Below are 19,224 nucleotides of genomic sequence, written 5' to 3'. Positions count from 1 at the left end.
CGGCTCCGCCATACCCTATTTGACCTTGCAGGCCGCCAAAACCGCCATGTTCAAAATATCATTGGCGGTCGAGACGCCAGAACAAATCTGGATGGACTTATCGACGCCCGCAAGGATCGGGCCGATCACTGTGGCGCCTGCCATTTCCTGCATCAACTTAACGGAGATCGACGCCGAATGGCGCGCAGGCACAACAAGAACATTTGCCGGACCCGTGAGTCGCGAAAAGGGATAAGAGGCCTGCGCAGTTGTGTTGAGCGCGACGTCAACGGTCATCTCGCCCTCGTATTCGAAATCCACGCCGCGCGCATCAAGCACCTTCGGCGCAGCAGCCATCTTCGTAGCCCGTTCGGACACCGGATAACCAAAGGTCGAAAAGCTCAAGAACGCCACACGCGGCTCCAACCCCAGCAAACGCGCAACATCAGCGCCACGCTCCGCGATATCGGCAAGGTCTTCATCATTGGGCCATTCATGAACAAGCGTATCGGCAATCAATACGATCCGCCCGTTGTGCAGAACCGCGGTGATACCACATGCGCCATGCTCGGCGTCGGCATCGAACACGTGATTGATCAACTTCAGAACATGTGCCGATTTACGCGTTGCGCCCGTGATCAAACCATCGCCGTGCCCGTGGGCCAGCATAAGTGCGCCAAAGACATGCCGATCGCGCGCAGCGAGGCGGTGAATATCAGTGTGATCAAACCCCTGCCGCTGCAAGCGATTGAACAGAAAAGACTTATACTGATCGAGATGGAGTGTATTGGCGGCGTTAACGACTTCAAGCTCGCGCGCCGCATCCTCAAGCCCCGATGCCGTCAATTTCTCACGCACATCGCTTTCGCGTCCAACAACAAGCGCTTTCCCAAAGCCCGAACGCTGGTACATGACCGCAGCGCGTAACACGCGGGGATCATCACCTTCGGCAAAAATCATGCGCGCCTGAGCAGCACGCGCGCGGGCATTGATGCCTCGCAAGATCGATGCGGTCGGATCCATCCGCGACCGGAGGGAGGCTTCATAGGCCTCCATGTCAATGATCGGACGCCGCGCAACACCAGTGTCCATTCCGGCTTTCGCCACGGCAGGGGGAATGCGGTGAATAAGGCGCGGGTCAAAAGGCGTCGGAATGATGTAGTCCCGTCCGAAGGTCAGGTTTTTCCCGTAGGCCATGGCGACCTCATCAGGCACATCTTCGCGCGCCAATTCCGCAAGCGCGCGGGCGCATGCGATTTTCATTTCATCGTTAATGGCGCGCGCGTGAATGTCCAACGCGCCGCGGAAGAGATACGGGAACCCCAGGACGTTGTTGACCTGATTGGGATAATCAGACCGCCCGGTTGCCACGATGGCATCTGCCCGCACGGCCTGCGCCTCTTCCGGTGTGATCTCCGGATCGGGGTTGGCCATGGCAAAAATGACAGGATCATCCGCCATGGAAGCCACCATCTCAGGCGTCACTGCTCCCTTGGCGGACACACCCAGAAAGACATCCGCACCCACCATCGCGTCTTCCAGCGAACGCATCTCCGTTTTGACGGCATGACCAGATTTCCACTGGTTCATCCCTTCGGTGCGCCCCTGATAAATCACGCCTTTTGTATCACAAACAATGCAATGCTGATGCTTGGCGCCCATGGATTTCAGAAGCTCGATACAAGCAATCCCAGCGGCCCCTGCCCCATTGAGCACGATCTTCACATCTTCGATCTTCTTGCCCGATAGATGCAGCGCATTGATCAGCCCCGCCGCACAAATGACCGCTGTGCCATGCTGGTCATCATGGAAGACGGGGATGTCCATTTCTTCCTTGAGACGCTGTTCAATGATGAAACACTCTGGCGCCTTGATATCTTCCAGGTTGATGCCGCCAAAGGTCGGACCCATGAGACGTACGGCCTTGCAGAATTCATCGGGATCCTCGGTGTCCAATTCGATGTCGATGGAGTTCACATCTGCAAAACGTTTGAACAAAACCGCCTTGCCTTCCATGACCGGCTTGGAGCCCAGCGCACCGAGGTTTCCAAGGCCCAAAACGGCGGTGCCGTTGGAAATGACGGCAACAAGATTGCCTTTGTTTGTGTAATCGTAGGCCGTTTCAGGCTGCGCCGCGATATCTTCACACGGCACGGCAACCCCCGGCGAATACGCCAAAGACAAATCACGCTGCGTTGTCATGGGAACCGTTGCGTTGACCTCCCATTTTCCCGGCGTAGGCTCGAGATGGAAGGTGAGCGCTTCCTCGCGCGTGTATTTGGTATTGCTCATGACGATCCCCGATCAGTGTTCCTCCTCTCATAGTGCCCTGCCCCTGTCATGCCAAGCGCATGGCTTTCGACTTTCGGCTTAGCCTGGGTCTGACTATGTTGTGCGGAACAAACGCATTGGCATTCGGGGGATGAGCCATGAGCAATGTGACGCCAATGATGGCGCAGTTTCTTGAGATCAAGGACGACCACCCCGACGCGCTCTTGTTCTATCGGATGGGAGACTTCTACGAGCTCTTCTTCGATGATGCGAAGGAAGCTGCCGCAGCTCTCGATATTGCCTTGACCAAACGCGGCAAGCACGCGGGCGAAGACATCCCCATGTGCGGCGTGCCAGTACATGCGGCAGAAAGCTATCTTCTCACATTGATCCGCAAAGGATTCCGCGTCGCAGTCTGCGAGCAACTCGAAAGCCCGGCCGAGGCCAAAAAGCGCGGCTCAAAATCTGTCGTCAAGCGCGGTGTTGTGCGGCTCGTGACTCCGGGAACCTTGACCGAAGAAACGCTGCTTGAGGCGCGACGCCACAACTTTCTCGCGGCATATGCCGAAGTCCGGGACGCCGCTGCGATTTCATGGATCGACATGTCGACAGGTGTCTTTCAGGTCATGGCGCTTCCTCCCACGCGGCTGGGACCCGAATTGGCACGGCTCGCACCCTCTGAAGTGATCGTCTCTGAAGCATTGGAGGCGCGTTTGGCAGAAATAGTGACTGAATCCGGCGCCTCGATAACCCCGCTCAGCCGCGCGACGTTTGACAGCACAGCTGCTGAGAAAAGGATCTCAGAGGTTTTCGGTGTCAAAGATCTGGCAGCTTTTGGAACCTTTTCGCGGCCTGAAATCGCGGCCATGGGCGGTATCGTGGAATACCTGCGACTGACACAGAAGGGAAAGCTGCCTCTTCTGCGGCGTCCAGCGCGGGAAGAACCTGAGCAAATCATGCAGATTGACGCCGCAACCCGGCAAAATCTTGAACTGACCCAAACGCTGTCCGGGCATCGATCCGGATCTCTCCTGTCTGTCATCGACCGAACGGTTACCTCCGCCGGAGCACGGCTTTTGGAACGGAGGCTGTCCAGCCCGTCTCGGAAGCTCGATACCATCCGCGCGCGCCTCGATGCGATTTCCTTTTGTTTGGAACAGGCCGATTTTACGGACAATCTGCGGCAGTCTTTGCGCAGCGTTCCCGATGTGGATCGCGCCTTGTCGCGCATCGCGCTGGATCGTGGCGGACCGCGTGATCTCACAGCCATCCGAGCCGGGCTAACCCAGGCGCTGCGCATTGCGGAGCTGTGCACCTCGCATGCGCTTCCGGATGACATTGCCAAGGCGGCGGATGCGCTGACAGGCCACGATGCGCTTCTTGACCTTCTGGACGAAGCCCTCGTAGCCGAGCCCCCACTGCTCGCGCGTGATGGCGGCTTCATTGCCAGTGGGTTTGACGACACTCTGGACGACGCGCGCAGGCTTCGGGATGAAGGCCGCTCGGTTATCGCACAGATGCAAACAGACTACGCCAGTCAGACGGGGATCTCGTCGCTCAAGATCAAGCACAACAATGTGCTGGGCTACTTTATCGAAACCACCGCAACCCATGCCGACAAGATGCTGTCAGCGCCTCTGTCCGAAACGTTCATTCACCGCCAAACCACAGCCAACCAAGTACGTTTCACGACGGTGGAGCTGTCGTCGCTGGAGACCCGCATTCATAACGCCGGGTCACAAGCGATCGAACTGGAGAAAGCGCATTTTGAGCGGATAAAAGAGACTGTTCTTGCCCAAAAGGATCTTTTGGGGATTCTGGCGCGCGGTCTTGCGGAGCTTGATGTCGTATCCGCTCTCGCAATCCTCGCGCGCGAAGAAAACTGGACGCAGCCCCAAGTCGATCCTTCCCGCGCTTTTTCGATCGTGGAAGGCAGACATCCCGTTGTTGAAGCATCGCTGCGGGCCAGCCAGGCGCCGTTTATCGCCAACACTTGTGAGCTAAGCGCTGAGGACAACGCCGCGCGGCTTTGCCTTCTCACCGGCCCCAACATGGCTGGTAAATCGACTTATCTTCGACAAAACGCTCTGATCGCCATTCTCGCGCAGATGGGCTCGTTCGTTCCCGCGACGCAGGCGCATATCGGGCTCGTCAGTCAGGTCTTTAGTCGTGTCGGCGCATCCGATGATCTGGCGCGGGGGCGCTCAACCTTCATGGTCGAAATGGTGGAGACGGCTGCGATCCTGAACCAAGCCGATGATCGCGCGCTGGTCATCCTCGATGAGATCGGTCGCGGAACGGCAACCTATGACGGACTGTCCATCGCTTGGGCAACGCTGGAGCATCTGCACGATGTCAACAAATGCCGCGCATTGTTCGCGACACACTACCACGAGATGACCTCTCTGGCGGATCGCATGAACGGTGTTGAAAATGCGACTGTCGCAGTCCGAGAGTGGGAAGGGGATGTGATCTTCCTGCACGAAGTCCATCAAGGCGTGGCAGATAGATCTTACGGTGTGCAGGTCGCCAAACTGGCGGGTTTGCCTCACGCGGTGATTGAACGCGCACGGATCGTATTGGATTCACTGGAAAGAGATGATCGGGAAGGGCAGGGGCCCAAAGCCTTCATAGATGACTTGCCGCTCTTTTCCGCCGCGCCCGCACCAGTTGCTGCTCCCGTCAAGGAATCGGAAGTTGAGCAACGGCTCAAGGATATCGTCCCAGATGAACTTACGCCGCGAGAAGCCTTGCAGCTGATCTATGAGCTCAAAGAAAAGGCGGGGTGATCCCCCGCCTCGTCGTTAGCCCGGATTGGACGAAACGCCAACTTGGGCGGGCCTCAGCAACCGGTCAAACAACATAAATCCATGCGCTGACACCTGAATGATCTCGCCTTTTTTTGTGCCGGGCACAGGCGCTTCGAACATGGCCTCATGTTCTTCGGGATCAAACCTATCACCAACTTCCGGTATGATGATGCTAACGCCATGTTTTTCAAAGATATTCATGAGTTCGCGGAGCGTAAGGTTCACACCCTCCAGAAGCGCTTCAGAGGGCTTATCTTCGCCGTCTTCCGCTGCCGCCAAAGCGCGGTGCAAGTTGTCATACACCGGGAGCAGATCCCGCGCCAAACGTGTGCTGCCATAGCGCTCCGCTTCGCGCCGATCTTTGTCCGAGCGTTTACGTGCGTTCTCGGCATCCGCCAGCGCACGCATCCATTTGTCTTTCAACGAATCGCGCTCGGCCCGCAAGGCATCGAGCTCAACCTCTTCATCCGAGTGATCTTCATTCAAGACGTCGTGCTCTTCGGCATCAGCGTCATCGATATCATCCAGAAACGGCTCTTCTTTGGGTTCCGCCATGGTCATCCTCTATGTCCGATCAGAAAGGAGCTTCCCAACCAGCTGTGCCGTGTAATCTACAATCGGCACGATCCTTCCGTAATTCAAACGCGTCGGACCAATAACGCCGACTGCGCCCACAATCTTTCGATCAGCGTTCATATAAGGAGACACGACCAAAGAGGAACCCGAAAGTGAGAAAAGTTTGTTCTCGGAACCGATAAAAATGCGCACACCGTCGCCGGTTTCCGTCAGATCAAGAAACTCAGCGATGTCGCGCTTGCGTTCGAGATCATCAAACAGGACGCGGATCCGCTCCAATTCAGCGCCCTCAGCAGGGGCGTCCAGAAGGTTGGCACGGCCGCGTACAATCAAACGCTCCGCACCATCTTCTTCATCCGCCCATACCGCGATGCCCCTCTCGACAAGGTCATGCGCCAAGGTGTTGATCTCTTGTCGACGCTTGGAGATTTCCGTTGTCATCAATCGCTGCAACTCAGAGACGGTGCGCCCCTCAATCATGGAATTGAGGAAATTTGCTGCCTCGCGCATGGCGCTGGGTGTCTGTCCCGGTGGCGGCGAAAACACCCGGTTTTCCACGTGACCATCGGCAAACACCAGAACGACCAGGGCGCGCTCAGGCGCCAGAGCGACGAATTCGATATGTTTGATGGGTGCTTCCCGCTTGGGCGTCAGAACGAGTGAGGCCCCTTGGGTAACGGTCGACAGGGCGCTGCCAACCCTGTCAAAGATATCTGAAACATCCGCAGCGTTATTGCCCCGGGTGGCGTCAATTGCCTGACGGTCTTCGACATCGAGATCTTCAATTTCGAGAAGGGAATCGACAAACATGCGCAGGCCCGTTTGCGTCGGAATTCGACCCGCGCTCACATGCGGTGAATCGAGAAGACCCAGAAACTCGAGATCTTGCATGACATTGCGGATCGTCGCCGCACTGACCTTTTCAGACAGCGTTCGCGTCAGCGTCCGCGAGCCAACCGGCTCCCCATTGGACAAATAGCTTTCTACAACCTGACGAAAGACCTCGCGCGAGCGGTCATTCAGCTCTTGCAAGAGCTGTGGCGAATTGGGGTCCTGGGTTCCTTTATTCATGCTGTTCATTTCGCGGGTCCTGGGCTTGCCATCTGGACGCACCAATGCCTATTCAGAACCATCAGCCCCAAAGGACATATCATGCGACCATCCGGACGAAACCTAAACGAAATGCGCGCTGTTTCAATCGAAACTGGTATCACGAAACACGCAGAAGGCTCATGCATGATCCGAATGGGTGACACCCATGTTCTATGCACCGCAACCATCGAGGACCGTGTGCCCCCGTTCATCAAGGGCAGTGGCCTTGGTTGGGTCACGGCTGAATATGGTATGTTGCCCCGCTCGACAACGTCTCGCATGCGCCGCGAAGCCAGTGCGGGCAAGCAAGGTGGCCGCACTGTCGAAATCCAACGCTTGATTGGCCGAAGCCTGCGCGCTGGCGTGGATCGTTCTGCATTGGGCGAACGTCAAATCACAGTGGATTGCGACGTTATTCAAGCCGACGGAGGCACGCGCTGCGCCTCGATTACCGGCGGTTGGGTCGCCCTACGTCTCGCGGTGAACAAACTTCTGAAAACGGGCGATTGCGTGTCTGATCCGATCATCACCAACGTTGCCGCCGTGAGCTGCGGCATCTACGCGGGTCAGCCTGTTCTTGATCTGGACTATCCCGAAGACAGCGAGGCCGGGGTTGATGGCAACTTCATCTTGCTGGGCGATCAACGCCTGGTCGAAGTCCAGATGTCAGCCGAAGGCGCGGCGTTCAGCCGGGCGCAGATGATCGAATTGCTCGATCTGGCGGACAAAGGCGTCTCGGAACTTATGGACGCTCAAAACGCAGCTGTCGCATGACCAGACGGTTCACCGACCCAACACTCCTGATCGCGACGCATAATCAGGGCAAACTGGAAGAAATCGCCGCGCTCCTCCAGCCTTTTGGTGTGTCCTGCATATCCGCTAAGGACAAGAACCTGCCGGAGCCTGACGAAACCGAGACGACCTTTGTCGGCAATGCGCGCATCAAGGCGCATGCCGCAGCCAAAGCCACCGGACTTCCGGCTATGTCAGACGACAGCGGTATTACAATCGATGCGCTCGATGGGGCCCCCGGCGTTTACACAGCAGATTGGGCGGAAACAGAGACTGGTCGTGACTTCGTGATGGCCATGACCAAAACGCATAATATGCTCGAAGAAGTAAACGCGCCCGAGCCACGGCTTGCGCAATTTCGCTGCACACTTGTTCTAGCCTGGCCTGATGGACATGACGAAGTCTTTGAAGGCGTTATGCCCGGGCAACTGGTTTGGCCGATGCGGGGCGATCAAGGGCATGGCTATGATCCTATTTTCATGCCGGAGGGGTACGATGTTACCTTCGGTGAAATGGATCGGTGGGAAAAGAACAAGATCAGTCACCGCGCCGACGCATTCCGAAAACTCGTGAATGATTGTTTTGCCTGAACCTTGGCAAACCGGCGGCTTTGGTGCCTATATCCATTGGCCCTATTGCGAGGCCAAGTGTCCCTATTGTGATTTCAACAGCCATGTCACGCGGTTCATCGATCATACTGCTTGGCGCGATGCGTATAGTGCCGAGATTGATCTCATTGCGTCCCGTCTACCAGACCGCGTCCTGACCTCGGTGTTCTTCGGCGGGGGCACGCCGTCTTTGATGGAACCCCGCACGATTGAAACTGTTCTGGATCGGCTTTCTTCGCATTACACTTTCACCAACAACATCGAGATCACGCTAGAAGCCAACCCCAGTTCAGTCGAAGCCGCGAAATTTTCTGATTTCAGATCTGCTGGGATCAATCGTGTGTCTCTCGGGGTGCAGGCGCTGAACGACTACGACTTGAAACGACTTGGCCGTCTCCACTCTTTAGAAGATGCCATGCAAGCGCTCGATATTGCGCAAAGCACGTTCCAACGGGTCAGCTTCGATCTGATTTACGCCAGGCAAGATCAGACGGAAGAGGATTGGGCCAAAGAGCTGACACAAGCACTCAGCAGAGAACCTGATCATTTGTCACTATATCAATTGACGATTGAGAAGGGCACGGCGTTTGGCGATCGTTTCGCTGCCGGAAAGCTGGGCGGGTTGCCGACGGATGCTCAAAGTAGCGACATGTACTTCATAACCCAAGACCTCTGCGAACAGGCGGGGCTACCTGCGTATGAAGTCTCTAATCATGCTAAAAAGGGCGCTGAATCCCGCCACAACCTGATCTACTGGAACTCCGGCGACTTTCTTGGGATAGGGCCGGGCGCTCACGGTCGCTATACGAATAATGGTCAACGCTTTGAGACCGCCACAGAGCTTTCACCGCAAAATTGGCTGAGATTGTCGAACTCAGGTAGAGCCACGACCACAGCAGTCATTGCGCCTGATGACTGGGGGTTGGAGATGGTGCTGATGGGTTTGCGCCTGTCAGAACCTCTGTACTTGGACCGCCTTGAACAAGAGACCGGACTTAAAATCAACAATCAAAGGATCAAAAGTCTCGCCGCGGACGGGCTTCTTGAACATGGCGACTCGTGGATCAAAGTGACGCCAAAAGGGCGACCTCTCCTGAATGCCGTTCTTGTCGAACTCTTGCGAGACTAAGTGTCTCCGCTGAGCAACCGGCAGAGACTGTCCAATTGGTCAAGGTCACGATAACTTAACGTGATTGTACCACCTTCTCCGCCCGGTTTGTGATTGATCGAAACTGCCATACCCAAGTGAGCGCTCAAATCACCCTCCAAGGCACGCGTGTCGGCATCTTTGGCGGGGGCTTTTGTCTTCGATCCTGTAGTAGTTTTGGTCTCGACGCCTTTTGCTAGCCGCTCGGTTTCCCTCACCGACAGGCCTTTCTTGATGACCTGTGAGGCCAGCCCATGGGGATCTTCTGCCGTCAACAAAGCGCGCGCATGTCCCATGGACAATGAGCCATCTCGAACAAAGGCTTGAAGCGCGTCAGGCAGCGTGAGTAACCGCAGAAGATTTGCAATATGACTACGGCTTTTTCCCAGAGCTTTAGCTACCTGATCTTGTGTATGACCAAAGGTCTCCATCAACATTTTGTAGCCGGCAGCCTCCTCAACGGGATTGAGGTCTGCGCGTTGGACATTTTCAATTATGGCAACTTCCATGACCTCTGTATCTGTAAATTCTCGCACCAATACCGGGAGCTCATGCAAATTAGCGCGTTGTGCCGCACGCCATCGCCGCTCTCCAGCAACTATCTGATACTCTCCTGTCTTCGAAGGATGTGGGCGGACGATCAGAGGCTGCAACACACCTTTTTGCGAAATAGACGCCGTCAGATCTTCAAGCGCCGCTTCGTCAAATGCCCGACGCGGCTGATCTGCATTCGGGTGAATTTTCTCTATTGGAAGGCTTCGATCAGCGGACAGATTGGAACCGGCTTCGGGACTTGTTGTTTCAACGTCTGCCATCAGGGCAGACAATCCGCGGCCCAATCCACGGCGTTTGTCTTTAGGCTCCATGGTCACACTCTTTCGATTGGTTGAAGTTTGGGATTTCGGCTCAAGAATTCTCGCGCCAGTTCCCTGTAAGCCGCGGCTCCTTTAGACGTAGGGTCATATTCCGTTACCGGCAGCGCAAAAGAAGGCGATTCACTGAGTCGAACATTGCGCGGAACAACCGTTTTCATCACAAGGTCACCCAAAGTGTCGCGCGCATCCGCTTCAACCTGCTGAGACAAGTTGTTGCGTCGGTCCGCCATCGTCAGCACCACACCTTCAATCCTAAGATCTGGGTTTGCAGAGGATCGTACCTCCCGAATCGTCAGCATGAGTTGCGATAGGCCTTCCAGAGCAAAAAACTCGCTCTGCAATGGGACGAGAACTGAATGGGACGCGACAAATGCGTTTACAGTCAAAAGACTCAGAGACGGCGGGCAATCGATCAGGACAAGGTCGATCCCTAAAGCTTCCAAATCAATCGGATTCAGCGCATCTTTCAAAAGATGGCTTCGTTTCTCGTTCGACACCAACTCAATGTCCGCAGAACTCAAATCGACTGTTCCAGGTACGATTGATAGACGCTCTGTAGACGTTTTATGAACGACGTCTGCAAGTGGGTCACCATCAATCAAAAGCTCATACGAGGTGGCCCGGCGGCTCTCCGGATCGATACCCAATCCGGTCGACGCATTGCCCTGAGGGTCTAAATCAACAATGAGAATCGATAAACCTGCATCAGCCAACGCTGCACCGAGGTTGATCGCTGTTGTCGTTTTTCCGACGCCACCTTTCTGATTGGCGATAGAAATTACTTTGGCCCCAGGCGATCCAATCTCAGCCACGCTTTAGTCCCTCAATGACAAGATTTACGCTTCCTTCTTGCGTTACACTGGGCCTCACTTCAAGAGAGAACTCATAGTGCTTTCGAGCTTCTTCAACTTCTGATTTCCAAGCTTGCCCTTTAGGCAAGATCAATTGGGTGCTCTCTGAGCTATGCATTAAGCAATAGCCTAGCAGTTTTGGAAGAGGCGCCAGCGCTCGTGCGGAAATGACATCAGCATTCTGCGGGGGCATTTCCTCAATCCGCCCGCAAACAACCTCTGTAGAGAGGTTGAGCTCTCGAGAAACCGTTCTTAAAAATGCGCACTTCCGTGTATCACTTTCAAGCAGGGTTACCTGAAACGGATCATCGTCGAGCTTCGAGCGAATGGCCGCAACTATCCCAGGGAGACCCCCGCCTGATCCAAGGTCCAACCAATGATTAGGAACGGATTTCATTTCGTAGACGGTCTCGACAGAATCGCTAATATGACGATCCCACAAAACGGCAACCGTGGACGGAGAGATCAAGTTGATGCTGCGGTTCCACTTCAGGATCAGCTCTTTATAGTGCTGGAGGAGTTCGATTGTTTCACGTGAAACATCAACTGGCAGGCCCGGCGTCATGCCCTTTTTCTCTGCTCTTTCTTCAACTTTCCAATCAATAACACCATGGCCGCCGGCGTCATTCCCTCAATTCTGGAAACCTGGGACATGGACTCTGGCTGAGCTTCTCTGAGCTTCCGACACAATTCAGCAGACAGCCCACCGACACCGGAAAAATCAAAATCAGCTGGTATTCTCAAAGCCTCTTCTTTTTGAACTGATGCGATTTCGCGATTTTGCCGATCCGCATAATTCGCATACAGCGCTTCACATTTTAGCTGTTTGAGAACCGGAACCGGAACCGATTCCAACTCCGGCGCACACGACAGCAGGACATCAAAATCAACTTGCGCTAAACCCAGTAGGTCATATCCTGAACGCCGCGATCCGTCTTCGGCAACTTTAATGCCCAGCTTTCGCAAGTCGTTAGACGTCAACGAAAAGGCTTCAAGCTTATACTTGGCCGACTGAAGTTCATTCAATTTACGCTCGAATGCTTCTCGGCGTTCGCGGGATACACACCCCGCGACACGACCTTTTTCCGTCAACCGTTGATCCGCGTTGTCAGCCCGCAGCGTCAGTCGATATTCAGCCCGCGACGTAAACATGCGGTAGGGCTCCGTGACGCCGCGTGTCACAAGGTCATCAACCATCACGCCGATATAACTCTCAGACCGCGCAAACCTGATGGGCTCTTCATTTCGAGCGTATTGCACAGCATTCAAGCTTGCCACCAGGCCTTGCGCACCCGCTTCCTCATATCCCGTTGTTCCATTGATTTGACCCGCCAGAAACAAACCCCGCAGGGCCTTCACCGCCAGTGTGGAATCCAGTGAGCGTGGATCGATGTAATCGTACTCGATTGCGTAGCCTAACTGCAGGATACGAGCTTTTTCCAAGCCCGATATGGTTCGAACATAGTCTTCCTGCACCTCCGCTGGCAAAGAGGTGGAAATGCCATTTGGGTAGACTGCATCTGAAGAAAGACTTTCCGGTTCCAAAAATACCTGGTGCGAAGTTTTATCCGCAAAGCGCACCACCTTATCCTCGATGGAGGGACAATATCGCGGCCCTCGACCGCTGATATTGCCACTGTACATAGCAGATTGATCTAAGTTGCCTCTGATGATGTCGTGAGTGTTTTCGTTGGTATGTGTGATATGACAAGGAACCTGACGCAGAGACGTTCTCGATGACAAAAATGAAAAAAGTACTGGATCGCTATCGCCTGGCTGCGTCTCGAGTTGCTCCCAGTTGATCGAGTTTTTGTCCAGCCGCGGCGGTGTCCCTGTCTTCAATCGTCCCAACGGCAACCCGAAATCACGAAAGCGATCTGACAGGCGATTTGACGCATTATCGCCCACTCGACCCCCAGATTTAACTTCTTTGCCAATATGGATTGTTCCGCCTAGAAACGTTCCGGTCGTGATTACAACTGCTTCCGATGTAATCTCTGTTCCGTCCCGCAAAATGACACCGCGAACAGCATCATCTGCCATTATAAGATCAGCAACTTCGCCAAATATCGTCTTTAAACCTTGAGTTTGTGATATCTCACTTTGCATCCAGTTGGCGTAGACCGCTCGGTCAGTTTGAGCACGGGGGCCCTGGACAGCGGGACCTTTGCGACGGTTCAAGAGGCGGAATTGAATTCCTGATGCATCAGCTGCACGTCCCATCAGACCGTCAAGCGCATCAATCTCTCGAACGAGGTGCCCTTTGCCCAATCCACCAATCGCAGGATTGCAGGACATCACGCCAAAATCGGTTGGCTTCATTGTTATGATTGCGGTGCGCGCTCCCATGCGAGCGGCCGCATGCGCTGCCTCGCACCCAGCATGACCACCACCGACAACAATGACTTCGAAATGTTCCACGTGAAACACTCCTATTTTCCAAGACAAAATCGACTGAAGATTTGATCGTATATAGACTCAATATCAACATGTCCAATCAAGTGATCAATGGAGCGCGTTGCCAAGCGCACTTCTTCAGAGGACAAATCATACCCCTCAGCACCCAGTTTCAAAATCTCAGAAGCGCGGTCCAAATGATCCAATGCCTTTCTAAGTGATGAAACGTGGCGCTCGTTCACGGCAACGCCAGCACCCGAGACAAGTGACTTCAAGCGATCACCCACATCTTTCAACAACTCAGGGACCCCCACACCGGTTGCACCAGAAACGCCGTTGACCACATCGGGCATAAGATCAGCCTTACCCACTTTTACCAGATCGCCGTCCATGAATAGATCCGGCTCTGGATCATCCGCCGAAGTCATGAGAAAAACACGCATATCCGCTTCTCTCGCACGGCGACGGGCAAGTTGAACACCCAAAGCTTCGATCTCATCATCCGTATCGCGAATACCAGCGGTATCAAGAAACGTAACCGGCAGCCCTTCAACATCCATTCGAACTTCAATAACATCGCGCGTCGTACCGGCAATTTCAGATGTAATTGCGGCTTCTCGACCAGCTAACATATTGAGAAGAGTGGATTTTCCCACGTTTGGTGCACCAACAATTGCAACTTCAAAACCTTCACGAACCTTCGATGACGCGGTGAATCCTCCCAGTTCTGTGCGAACACCATCTCGGACCATTTCGATATTGCGCATCACGTCATCACTGACATCAACGGGCACATCTTCATCTGCAAAATCAATGGTTACTTCCAGAAACGCCCGCGCTTCGATCAAGAGCGACCGCCATGTTTCGACAAGATCCGACAAACCACCTTGCAAGAGACGCTGCGCCTGTTTGCGTTGCGCCTCCGTTTCAGCGTCAATCAGATCTGCGAGGCCTTCAACCTGCGATAAATCAAACCGACCATTTTCCAAGGCCCGCCGCGTGAACTCACCTGGTTTGGCCACACGACAACCAGACACCTGAGACAAAAGGCTCAGCGTGCGCTGAACTATCGATATCGAACCATGTAAATGAAGCTCAACCACATCATCACCCGTAAAGGACGCACCAGCCTCAAAGAACAACACAAGTACTTCGTCGAGCAGGCTGCCATCCTGATCTTTCAGCCTTTGCAGCGACGCGTAACGCGGTTTTGGCTCGACTCCGTGCAAGGATTTCAAAGCATGAAGACTTGACGGACCAGAGATGCGGATGACAGCAACCCCTGCTTTCCCCGCGCCGGAGGCCAGAGCAAAGATCGTATCCATCACACAGACCTATCGTCAGGTATTCATAGAATCGAAGAATTCGGAATTCGTTTTCGTCTGTTTCAACTTGGACAGAAGGAATTCGATACCGTCTGTGGTGCCCATCGGATTGAGAATCCGGCGCAGGACGAAAGTCTTTTGCAGGTCGATTTTATCAACCAGCAGGTCTTCTTTCCGTGTACCGGACTTGAGGATATCAATCGCAGGGAAGACACGCTTGTCCGCAACCTTGCGATCCAGAACAATCTCCGAGTTACCCGTTCCTTTGAACTCCTCGAAAATAACCTCGTCCATTCGGCTGCCCGTGTCGATCAGCGCGGTCGAGATAATGGTAAGCGATCCACCCTCCTCGATGTTCCGCGCCGCACCGAAGAAGCGCTTGGGCCGCTGCAAGGCGTTCGCATCAACACCACCCGTCAGGACCTTGCCGGAAGAGGGGACAACTGTGTTGAACGCGCGGCCGAGACGCGTGATTGAATCAAGGAGGATCACGACATCACGCTTGTGCTCGACCAGACGTTTAGCCTTTTCAATCACCATCTCAGACACGGCAACGTGACGCGCCGCTGGTTCATCAAAGGTCGATGAAATAACTTCTCCCTTCACAGACCGCTGCATATCCGTGACTTCTTCGGGACGTTCATCGATCAGAAGCACGATGAGATAACACTCGGGGTGATTGTGCTCGATACTCGCCGCGATGTTCTGCAAGATAACTGTCTTACCCGTCCGCGGCGGCGCCACGATGAGCGATCGCTGGCCTTTCCCGATAGGCGAGACCAGATCGATTACGCGAGCTGATTTATCCTTGATCGTAGGATCTTCGATTTCCATCTTCAGGCGCTCATCCGGATAGAGCGGGGTCAGGTTGTCGAAGGCAATCTTGTGGCGGGCTTTCTCTGGATCCTCGAAATTGATCTCGCTGACATTGATCAGTGCGAAATACCGCTCATTTTCCTCAGGAGCAGTAATCTCACCCTCGATCGTATCACCTGTCCGAAGCGAGAACTTGCGGATCATTTCCGGCGAAACGTAGATATCATCCGGGCCGGGGAGGTAGTTTGCTTCCGGCGACCTCAGAAACCCAAACCCATCCTGCAGGACTTCCAGAACACCATCACCGATAATGGTCCATCCATCATCTGCGCGTTCCCGCAGGATTTGGAACATCATCTCGCCTTTACGCATCGTAGAGGCGTTTTCGATCTCGAGTTCTTCAGCCATCGAAAGCAGGTCTTTCGGGCTCTTGGCTTTCAGATGGCTCAGATCAATGCGTTCGGTCGTCATACTACACTCCGCAGGGCGTGTTCGGTGAGACCACGACCTGTCGTTCATCTTTCATTAGGAAATAACATCCAGAACAGGATGCATCGCCTCTCTAAGGAAGTTTTTGGCTATCGTCAAATTTCTGAGCCAGTGCGAGTTCTTATAAAAATAAAGAATATAGAGAAAAGATTTTGTAGATTTAGGCAGGGTCACTTTCTGTGGATCAAATTTTGTCCCAAAGTTTGTCCACATCCTGGATTGGACGCTGTAGAAAAAACCTTCTCTGCGTTATAAAATAATATATTTGTTTCAATAAGTTATAGTTTAGAAGCCAGATTGTGTTGCCGTAGCCGAGGTTTTGTTCCAAGGTTTTCAACATACAGATGGGGAGGAATTTTGTTCTTCTCCACATGTGCATGTCATACTTTGTTCTTGCCCCCAAAAGCCTGTTCCATACACACGTCTCACGTCAATTGGTTGACCCACAAAACGGCCCCTGCGGTTATACCTGCGGAGCTCCACGGAGTTATACACATGTCGCAACGGATCATTTTGGCATCGGGATCACAGATCCGCCAGAAATTGCTCGAGAATGCGGGTGTTCCCCATGAAGTGATTCGGCCGCTGGTCGATGAGGACATGCTGAAAGCATCGCTTGTTGCGGATGATCTGTCACCCCGCGATGTCGCCGATGCCCTGTCTGAGTTCAAGGCAATGAAGGTCAGCCAGAAGCACACAGAAGCGCTGGTTATCGGATGTGATCAGGTGTTGGATGCGTCTGGCACGATCATCAGCAAACCCACGTCATTGGAAGAGCTCAAAACTCAGATCAGAGAACTGTCCGGACGACCGCACAAGTTGCATTCCGCGCTTACAGTATGTGAGGCCGGTAAACCGATCTGGCGGCATGTTGGCACAGTCACCCTGACGATGCGCAAACTCAGTGATACGTTCATTGAGACGTATGCCGAACGCAACTGGCCCGGATTGAGCACTTCGGTGGGAGGTTATAAGCTCGAAGAGGAAGGCGCCCGATTGTTTGTCGCGATCAAAGGCGACTACTTCGACGTTTTGGGTTTGCCGTTGTTGCCTCTTCTCAACTGGCTAACACTCCGGGGGGAGCTGGATTCGTGAGCACCATCATTCCATTGGCAGCCGTACTGGGCCACCCAATCGCACATTCGCGTTCTCCGCAGCTACATGGTCACTGGTTGGCCCGCTACGGGATTGCCGGTCACTACGTGCCGATTGATGTCTCGCCGGGAAATCTCGATGACGTCATTCGCACTCTGCCGAAACTTGGTTTCGTCGGCGTGAATGTGACAATCCCGCATAAAGAGGCTGTTCTTGGCCTGGCCGATCTTGTTACGGACCGGGCGACCCTGATTGGCGCCGCCAATACCCTGATCTTCCGAAAGGATGGCAAGATCCACGCCGACAACACCGATGGTTACGGCTTTATTCAGAATATCCGACAAGGTGCCCCGGACTGGCAGCCCAAAGCAGGTCCGGCATTGGTATTGGGGGCAGGGGGCGCGGCGCGCGCCATCATCGCCTCGCTTCTTGATGTTGGCGTTCCAAAACTCGTTTTGGCCAACCGTACGCGTATCAAGGCCGAAAAGCTGCAAGCCGATTTCGGAAAACGCGTTGAGGTGATCGATTGGATTCAAGTGGGCAATCAGATCGAGGATGCTCATACTATTGTAAACACAACATCGTTGGGCATGGTCGGTCATCCTGAGTTGCGTGTTCCCTTGGACGGGCTGCGACCCGGGCAGTTGGTCACGGATCTGGTCTACGCCCCTTTGCACACGCGCCTTCTGGTAGAAGCCGCAGCGGCAGGCTGCACAACAGTAGACGGTTTGGGCATGTTGCTGCATCAAGCGGTTCCCGCCTTCGAACGCTGGTTTGGTCAGCGTCCCGAGGTGGACGATCAACTGCGCGCAGCCGTCTTGAAATGACATTCCGTCTTGGGCTGACCGGATCTATCGGGATGGGAAAAAGCACAACTGCCCAGATGTTTGCGGATGAAGGATGTGCGGTCTGGGATGCGGATGCCGCCGTCGCCAGACTGTACGGCCCAGATGGAGAAGCGACGGACAAAATCTCAGAGATTTGGCCTGATGTCGTGACGAGCGACGGAGTGGATCGCGCAAAACTTCGAGACTTGATCCGCTCAAGCGAAGACATCCTGCCCAGGTTGGAGGCCATCGTTCATCCGCTGGTGCGGGCAGATCGCGCGGCCTTTTCTAATCTTCAGACAAATATTCTCGTATTCGACATTCCGCTGCTTTTTGAAACCGGCGCGGAGACAGAAATGGACGCAGTTGCCTGTGTTTCCGTTCCCAAAGAGGTGCAGCGCCAACGCGTGTTAGCGCGAGGAACGATGAGCGAAGCAGATCTAACCGCCATTCTCGTACGCCAGATGCCAAATGACGAAAAATGCGCGCGTGCAGATTTCGTCATCCAAACGGATACGCTTGAGCACGCGCGCGCTCAGGTGCAAACTATTGTGCGAAGCATTCGAGACAGGTTGAACCATGCGTGAGATTGTACTGGATACAGAAACCACTGGGTTTGAACCGGAGCAGGGTGATCGCATCGTCGAGATTGGTTGCGTCGAGCTGCTCAACCATATGCCGACTGGGCGGACGTTCCACGAATATATCAATCCCGAGCGTTCCATGCCGCAGGAAGCGTTCGAGGTTCATGGCCTGGGCGATGAGTTCCTGCGCGACAAACCGGTCTTCGCCAAAGTGGGGCAGCAATTTCTTGATTTCGTCGGCGATGCCAAGCTGGTGATCCATAACGCTGCGTTCGATATGAAGTTTCTGAACGCAGAGTTGCGGTGGATGGGTCTGAGGCAGCTTCCGAATGAGCAGGCGATTGATACGCTTGCTATGGCGCGCAAGAAGTTTCCGGGCTCGCCATCGTCCTTGGATGCGCTCTGTCGCCGGTTCAATATCGATAATTCGTCACGCACATTGCACGGCGCGCTTCTCGATAGTGAAATTCTTGCCGAAGTCTATCTGGAGCTGATCGGGGGTCGCCAACCCGGGCTGACGTTGACTGCTCAGAATACGGGTGGGGACAGGATCGAAGCTGTGGGCCAGTGGAAGCCAACACCCCGGCCCAAAGTTTTGGGACCGAGATGCACAGAAGCCGAGCTTGAAGCGCATCGGGATTTCGTCGCCCAGATGGGCGACGATGCTATTTGGCGCAAAACGTCCTGACG

At 54.3% G+C, this 19,224-nt stretch carries 17 protein-coding genes; 8 read left to right on the top strand and 9 right to left on the bottom strand.

The window, feature by feature from the left end:
- Nucleotides 1–15: 15 nt before the first annotated feature.
- Entirely contained in the window at nt 16–2,271 is a 2,256-nt protein-coding gene (locus tag ACP15S_RS13085; protein ID WP_425040082.1) for an NADP-dependent malic enzyme, read from the bottom strand.
- A 137-nt stretch (nt 2,272–2,408) separates the two neighbouring features.
- Here ACP15S_RS13085 and mutS point away from each other — a divergent pair, with 137 nt between their 5' ends.
- On the top strand, nt 2,409–5,039 hold the full coding sequence (gene mutS, locus ACP15S_RS13080; protein WP_425040081.1) for a DNA mismatch repair protein MutS: 2,631 nt from the start codon (nt 2,409–2,411) through the stop codon (nt 5,037–5,039).
- 15 nt (nt 5,040–5,054) lie between these two features.
- Here mutS and ACP15S_RS13075 read toward each other — a convergent pair whose 3' ends face one another.
- Nucleotides 5,055–5,615 carry a nucleotide exchange factor GrpE gene (locus ACP15S_RS13075; RefSeq protein ID WP_425040080.1) on the bottom strand — a complete coding sequence of 187 codons (561 nt, stop codon included), beginning with the start codon at nt 5,613–5,615 and terminating at the stop codon, nt 5,055–5,057.
- Nucleotides 5,616–5,624: 9 nt separating this feature from the next.
- Nucleotides 5,625–6,707: a heat-inducible transcriptional repressor HrcA gene (gene hrcA / locus ACP15S_RS13070; protein ID WP_425040079.1), complete on the bottom strand. Its 1,083-nt coding sequence runs from the start codon at nt 6,705–6,707 to the stop codon at nt 5,625–5,627.
- 81 nt (nt 6,708–6,788) lie between these two features.
- Here hrcA and rph point away from each other — a divergent pair, with 81 nt between their 5' ends.
- The 3 genes from rph to hemW are packed head-to-tail and all read left to right on the top strand — an operon-like array spanning nt 6,789 to nt 9,257.
- Nucleotides 6,789–7,502: a ribonuclease PH gene (gene rph, locus ACP15S_RS13065; RefSeq protein ID WP_425040078.1), complete on the top strand. Its 714-nt coding sequence runs from the start codon at nt 6,789–6,791 to the stop codon at nt 7,500–7,502.
- Nucleotides 7,499–8,110, top strand: coding sequence for an RdgB/HAM1 family non-canonical purine NTP pyrophosphatase (gene rdgB / locus ACP15S_RS13060; protein WP_425040077.1), 612 nt, complete (start codon nt 7,499–7,501; stop codon nt 8,108–8,110). The genes rph and rdgB overlap by 4 nt, the downstream gene beginning before the upstream one ends.
- A complete protein-coding gene (gene hemW, locus ACP15S_RS13055) occupies nt 8,103–9,257 on the top strand; it encodes a radical SAM family heme chaperone HemW (protein WP_425040900.1) in 1,155 nt (384 codons plus the stop codon). Before rdgB ends, hemW begins: the two co-directional genes overlap by 8 nt.
- Here the strand turns inward: hemW and ACP15S_RS13050 are convergent.
- Genes ACP15S_RS13050 through rho form a run of 6 tightly spaced genes read right to left on the bottom strand, consistent with a single transcriptional unit; the run spans nt 9,254 to nt 16,010 of the window.
- On the bottom strand, nt 9,254–10,090 hold the full coding sequence (locus ACP15S_RS13050; protein ID WP_425040076.1) for a ParB/RepB/Spo0J family partition protein: 837 nt from the start codon (nt 10,088–10,090) through the stop codon (nt 9,254–9,256). The two genes, hemW and ACP15S_RS13050, sit on opposite strands and share 4 nt — an antisense overlap.
- 53 nt (nt 10,091–10,143) lie before the next feature.
- Nucleotides 10,144–10,962: a ParA family protein gene (locus tag ACP15S_RS13045; RefSeq protein WP_425040075.1), complete on the bottom strand. Its 819-nt coding sequence runs from the start codon at nt 10,960–10,962 to the stop codon at nt 10,144–10,146.
- Nucleotides 10,955–11,566 (bottom strand): 16S rRNA (guanine(527)-N(7))-methyltransferase RsmG, encoded by a 612-nt coding sequence (gene rsmG / locus ACP15S_RS13040; RefSeq protein ID WP_425040074.1) that lies wholly within the window; start codon nt 11,564–11,566, stop codon nt 10,955–10,957. The genes ACP15S_RS13045 and rsmG overlap by 8 nt, the downstream gene beginning before the upstream one ends.
- Entirely contained in the window at nt 11,563–13,431 is a 1,869-nt protein-coding gene (gene mnmG / locus ACP15S_RS13035) for a tRNA uridine-5-carboxymethylaminomethyl(34) synthesis enzyme MnmG (RefSeq protein ID WP_425040073.1), read from the bottom strand. The genes rsmG and mnmG overlap by 4 nt, the downstream gene beginning before the upstream one ends.
- Before the next feature lie 2 nt (nt 13,432–13,433).
- Complete coding sequence (mnmE, locus tag ACP15S_RS13030; RefSeq protein ID WP_425040072.1) at nt 13,434–14,723, bottom strand: tRNA uridine-5-carboxymethylaminomethyl(34) synthesis GTPase MnmE; 1,290 nt, start codon at nt 14,721–14,723, stop codon at nt 13,434–13,436.
- A 15-nt stretch (nt 14,724–14,738) separates the two neighbouring features.
- The gene (gene rho, locus ACP15S_RS13025; protein ID WP_425040071.1) at nt 14,739–16,010 is read right to left on the bottom strand and encodes a transcription termination factor Rho; all 1,272 of its coding nucleotides are present in this window, start codon (nt 16,008–16,010) and stop codon (nt 14,739–14,741) included.
- A 513-nt stretch (nt 16,011–16,523) separates the two neighbouring features.
- Here rho and ACP15S_RS13020 point away from each other — a divergent pair.
- Genes ACP15S_RS13020 through dnaQ form a run of 4 tightly spaced genes read left to right on the top strand, consistent with a single transcriptional unit; the run spans nt 16,524 to nt 19,222 of the window.
- Nucleotides 16,524–17,123 (top strand): Maf family protein, encoded by a 600-nt coding sequence (locus ACP15S_RS13020; protein ID WP_425040070.1) that lies wholly within the window; start codon nt 16,524–16,526, stop codon nt 17,121–17,123.
- Nucleotides 17,120–17,950 (top strand): shikimate dehydrogenase, encoded by an 831-nt coding sequence (locus ACP15S_RS13015; protein WP_425040069.1) that lies wholly within the window; start codon nt 17,120–17,122, stop codon nt 17,948–17,950. Before ACP15S_RS13020 ends, ACP15S_RS13015 begins: the two co-directional genes overlap by 4 nt.
- Complete coding sequence (gene coaE / locus ACP15S_RS13010; protein WP_425040068.1) at nt 17,947–18,537, top strand: dephospho-CoA kinase; 591 nt, start codon at nt 17,947–17,949, stop codon at nt 18,535–18,537. The genes ACP15S_RS13015 and coaE overlap by 4 nt, the downstream gene beginning before the upstream one ends.
- A complete protein-coding gene (dnaQ, locus tag ACP15S_RS13005; protein WP_425040067.1) occupies nt 18,530–19,222 on the top strand; it encodes a DNA polymerase III subunit epsilon in 693 nt (230 codons plus the stop codon). Before coaE ends, dnaQ begins: the two co-directional genes overlap by 8 nt.
- Nucleotides 19,223–19,224 lie beyond the last annotated feature (2 nt).

This window comes from Primorskyibacter sp. S187A (genome assembly GCF_049800955.1).
GTDB lineage: Bacteria > Pseudomonadota > Alphaproteobacteria > Rhodobacterales > Rhodobacteraceae > JAKVBH01.
Note: the sequence above shows the minus strand (reverse complement) of the source record. Positions and strands in the feature narration are given on the sequence as shown.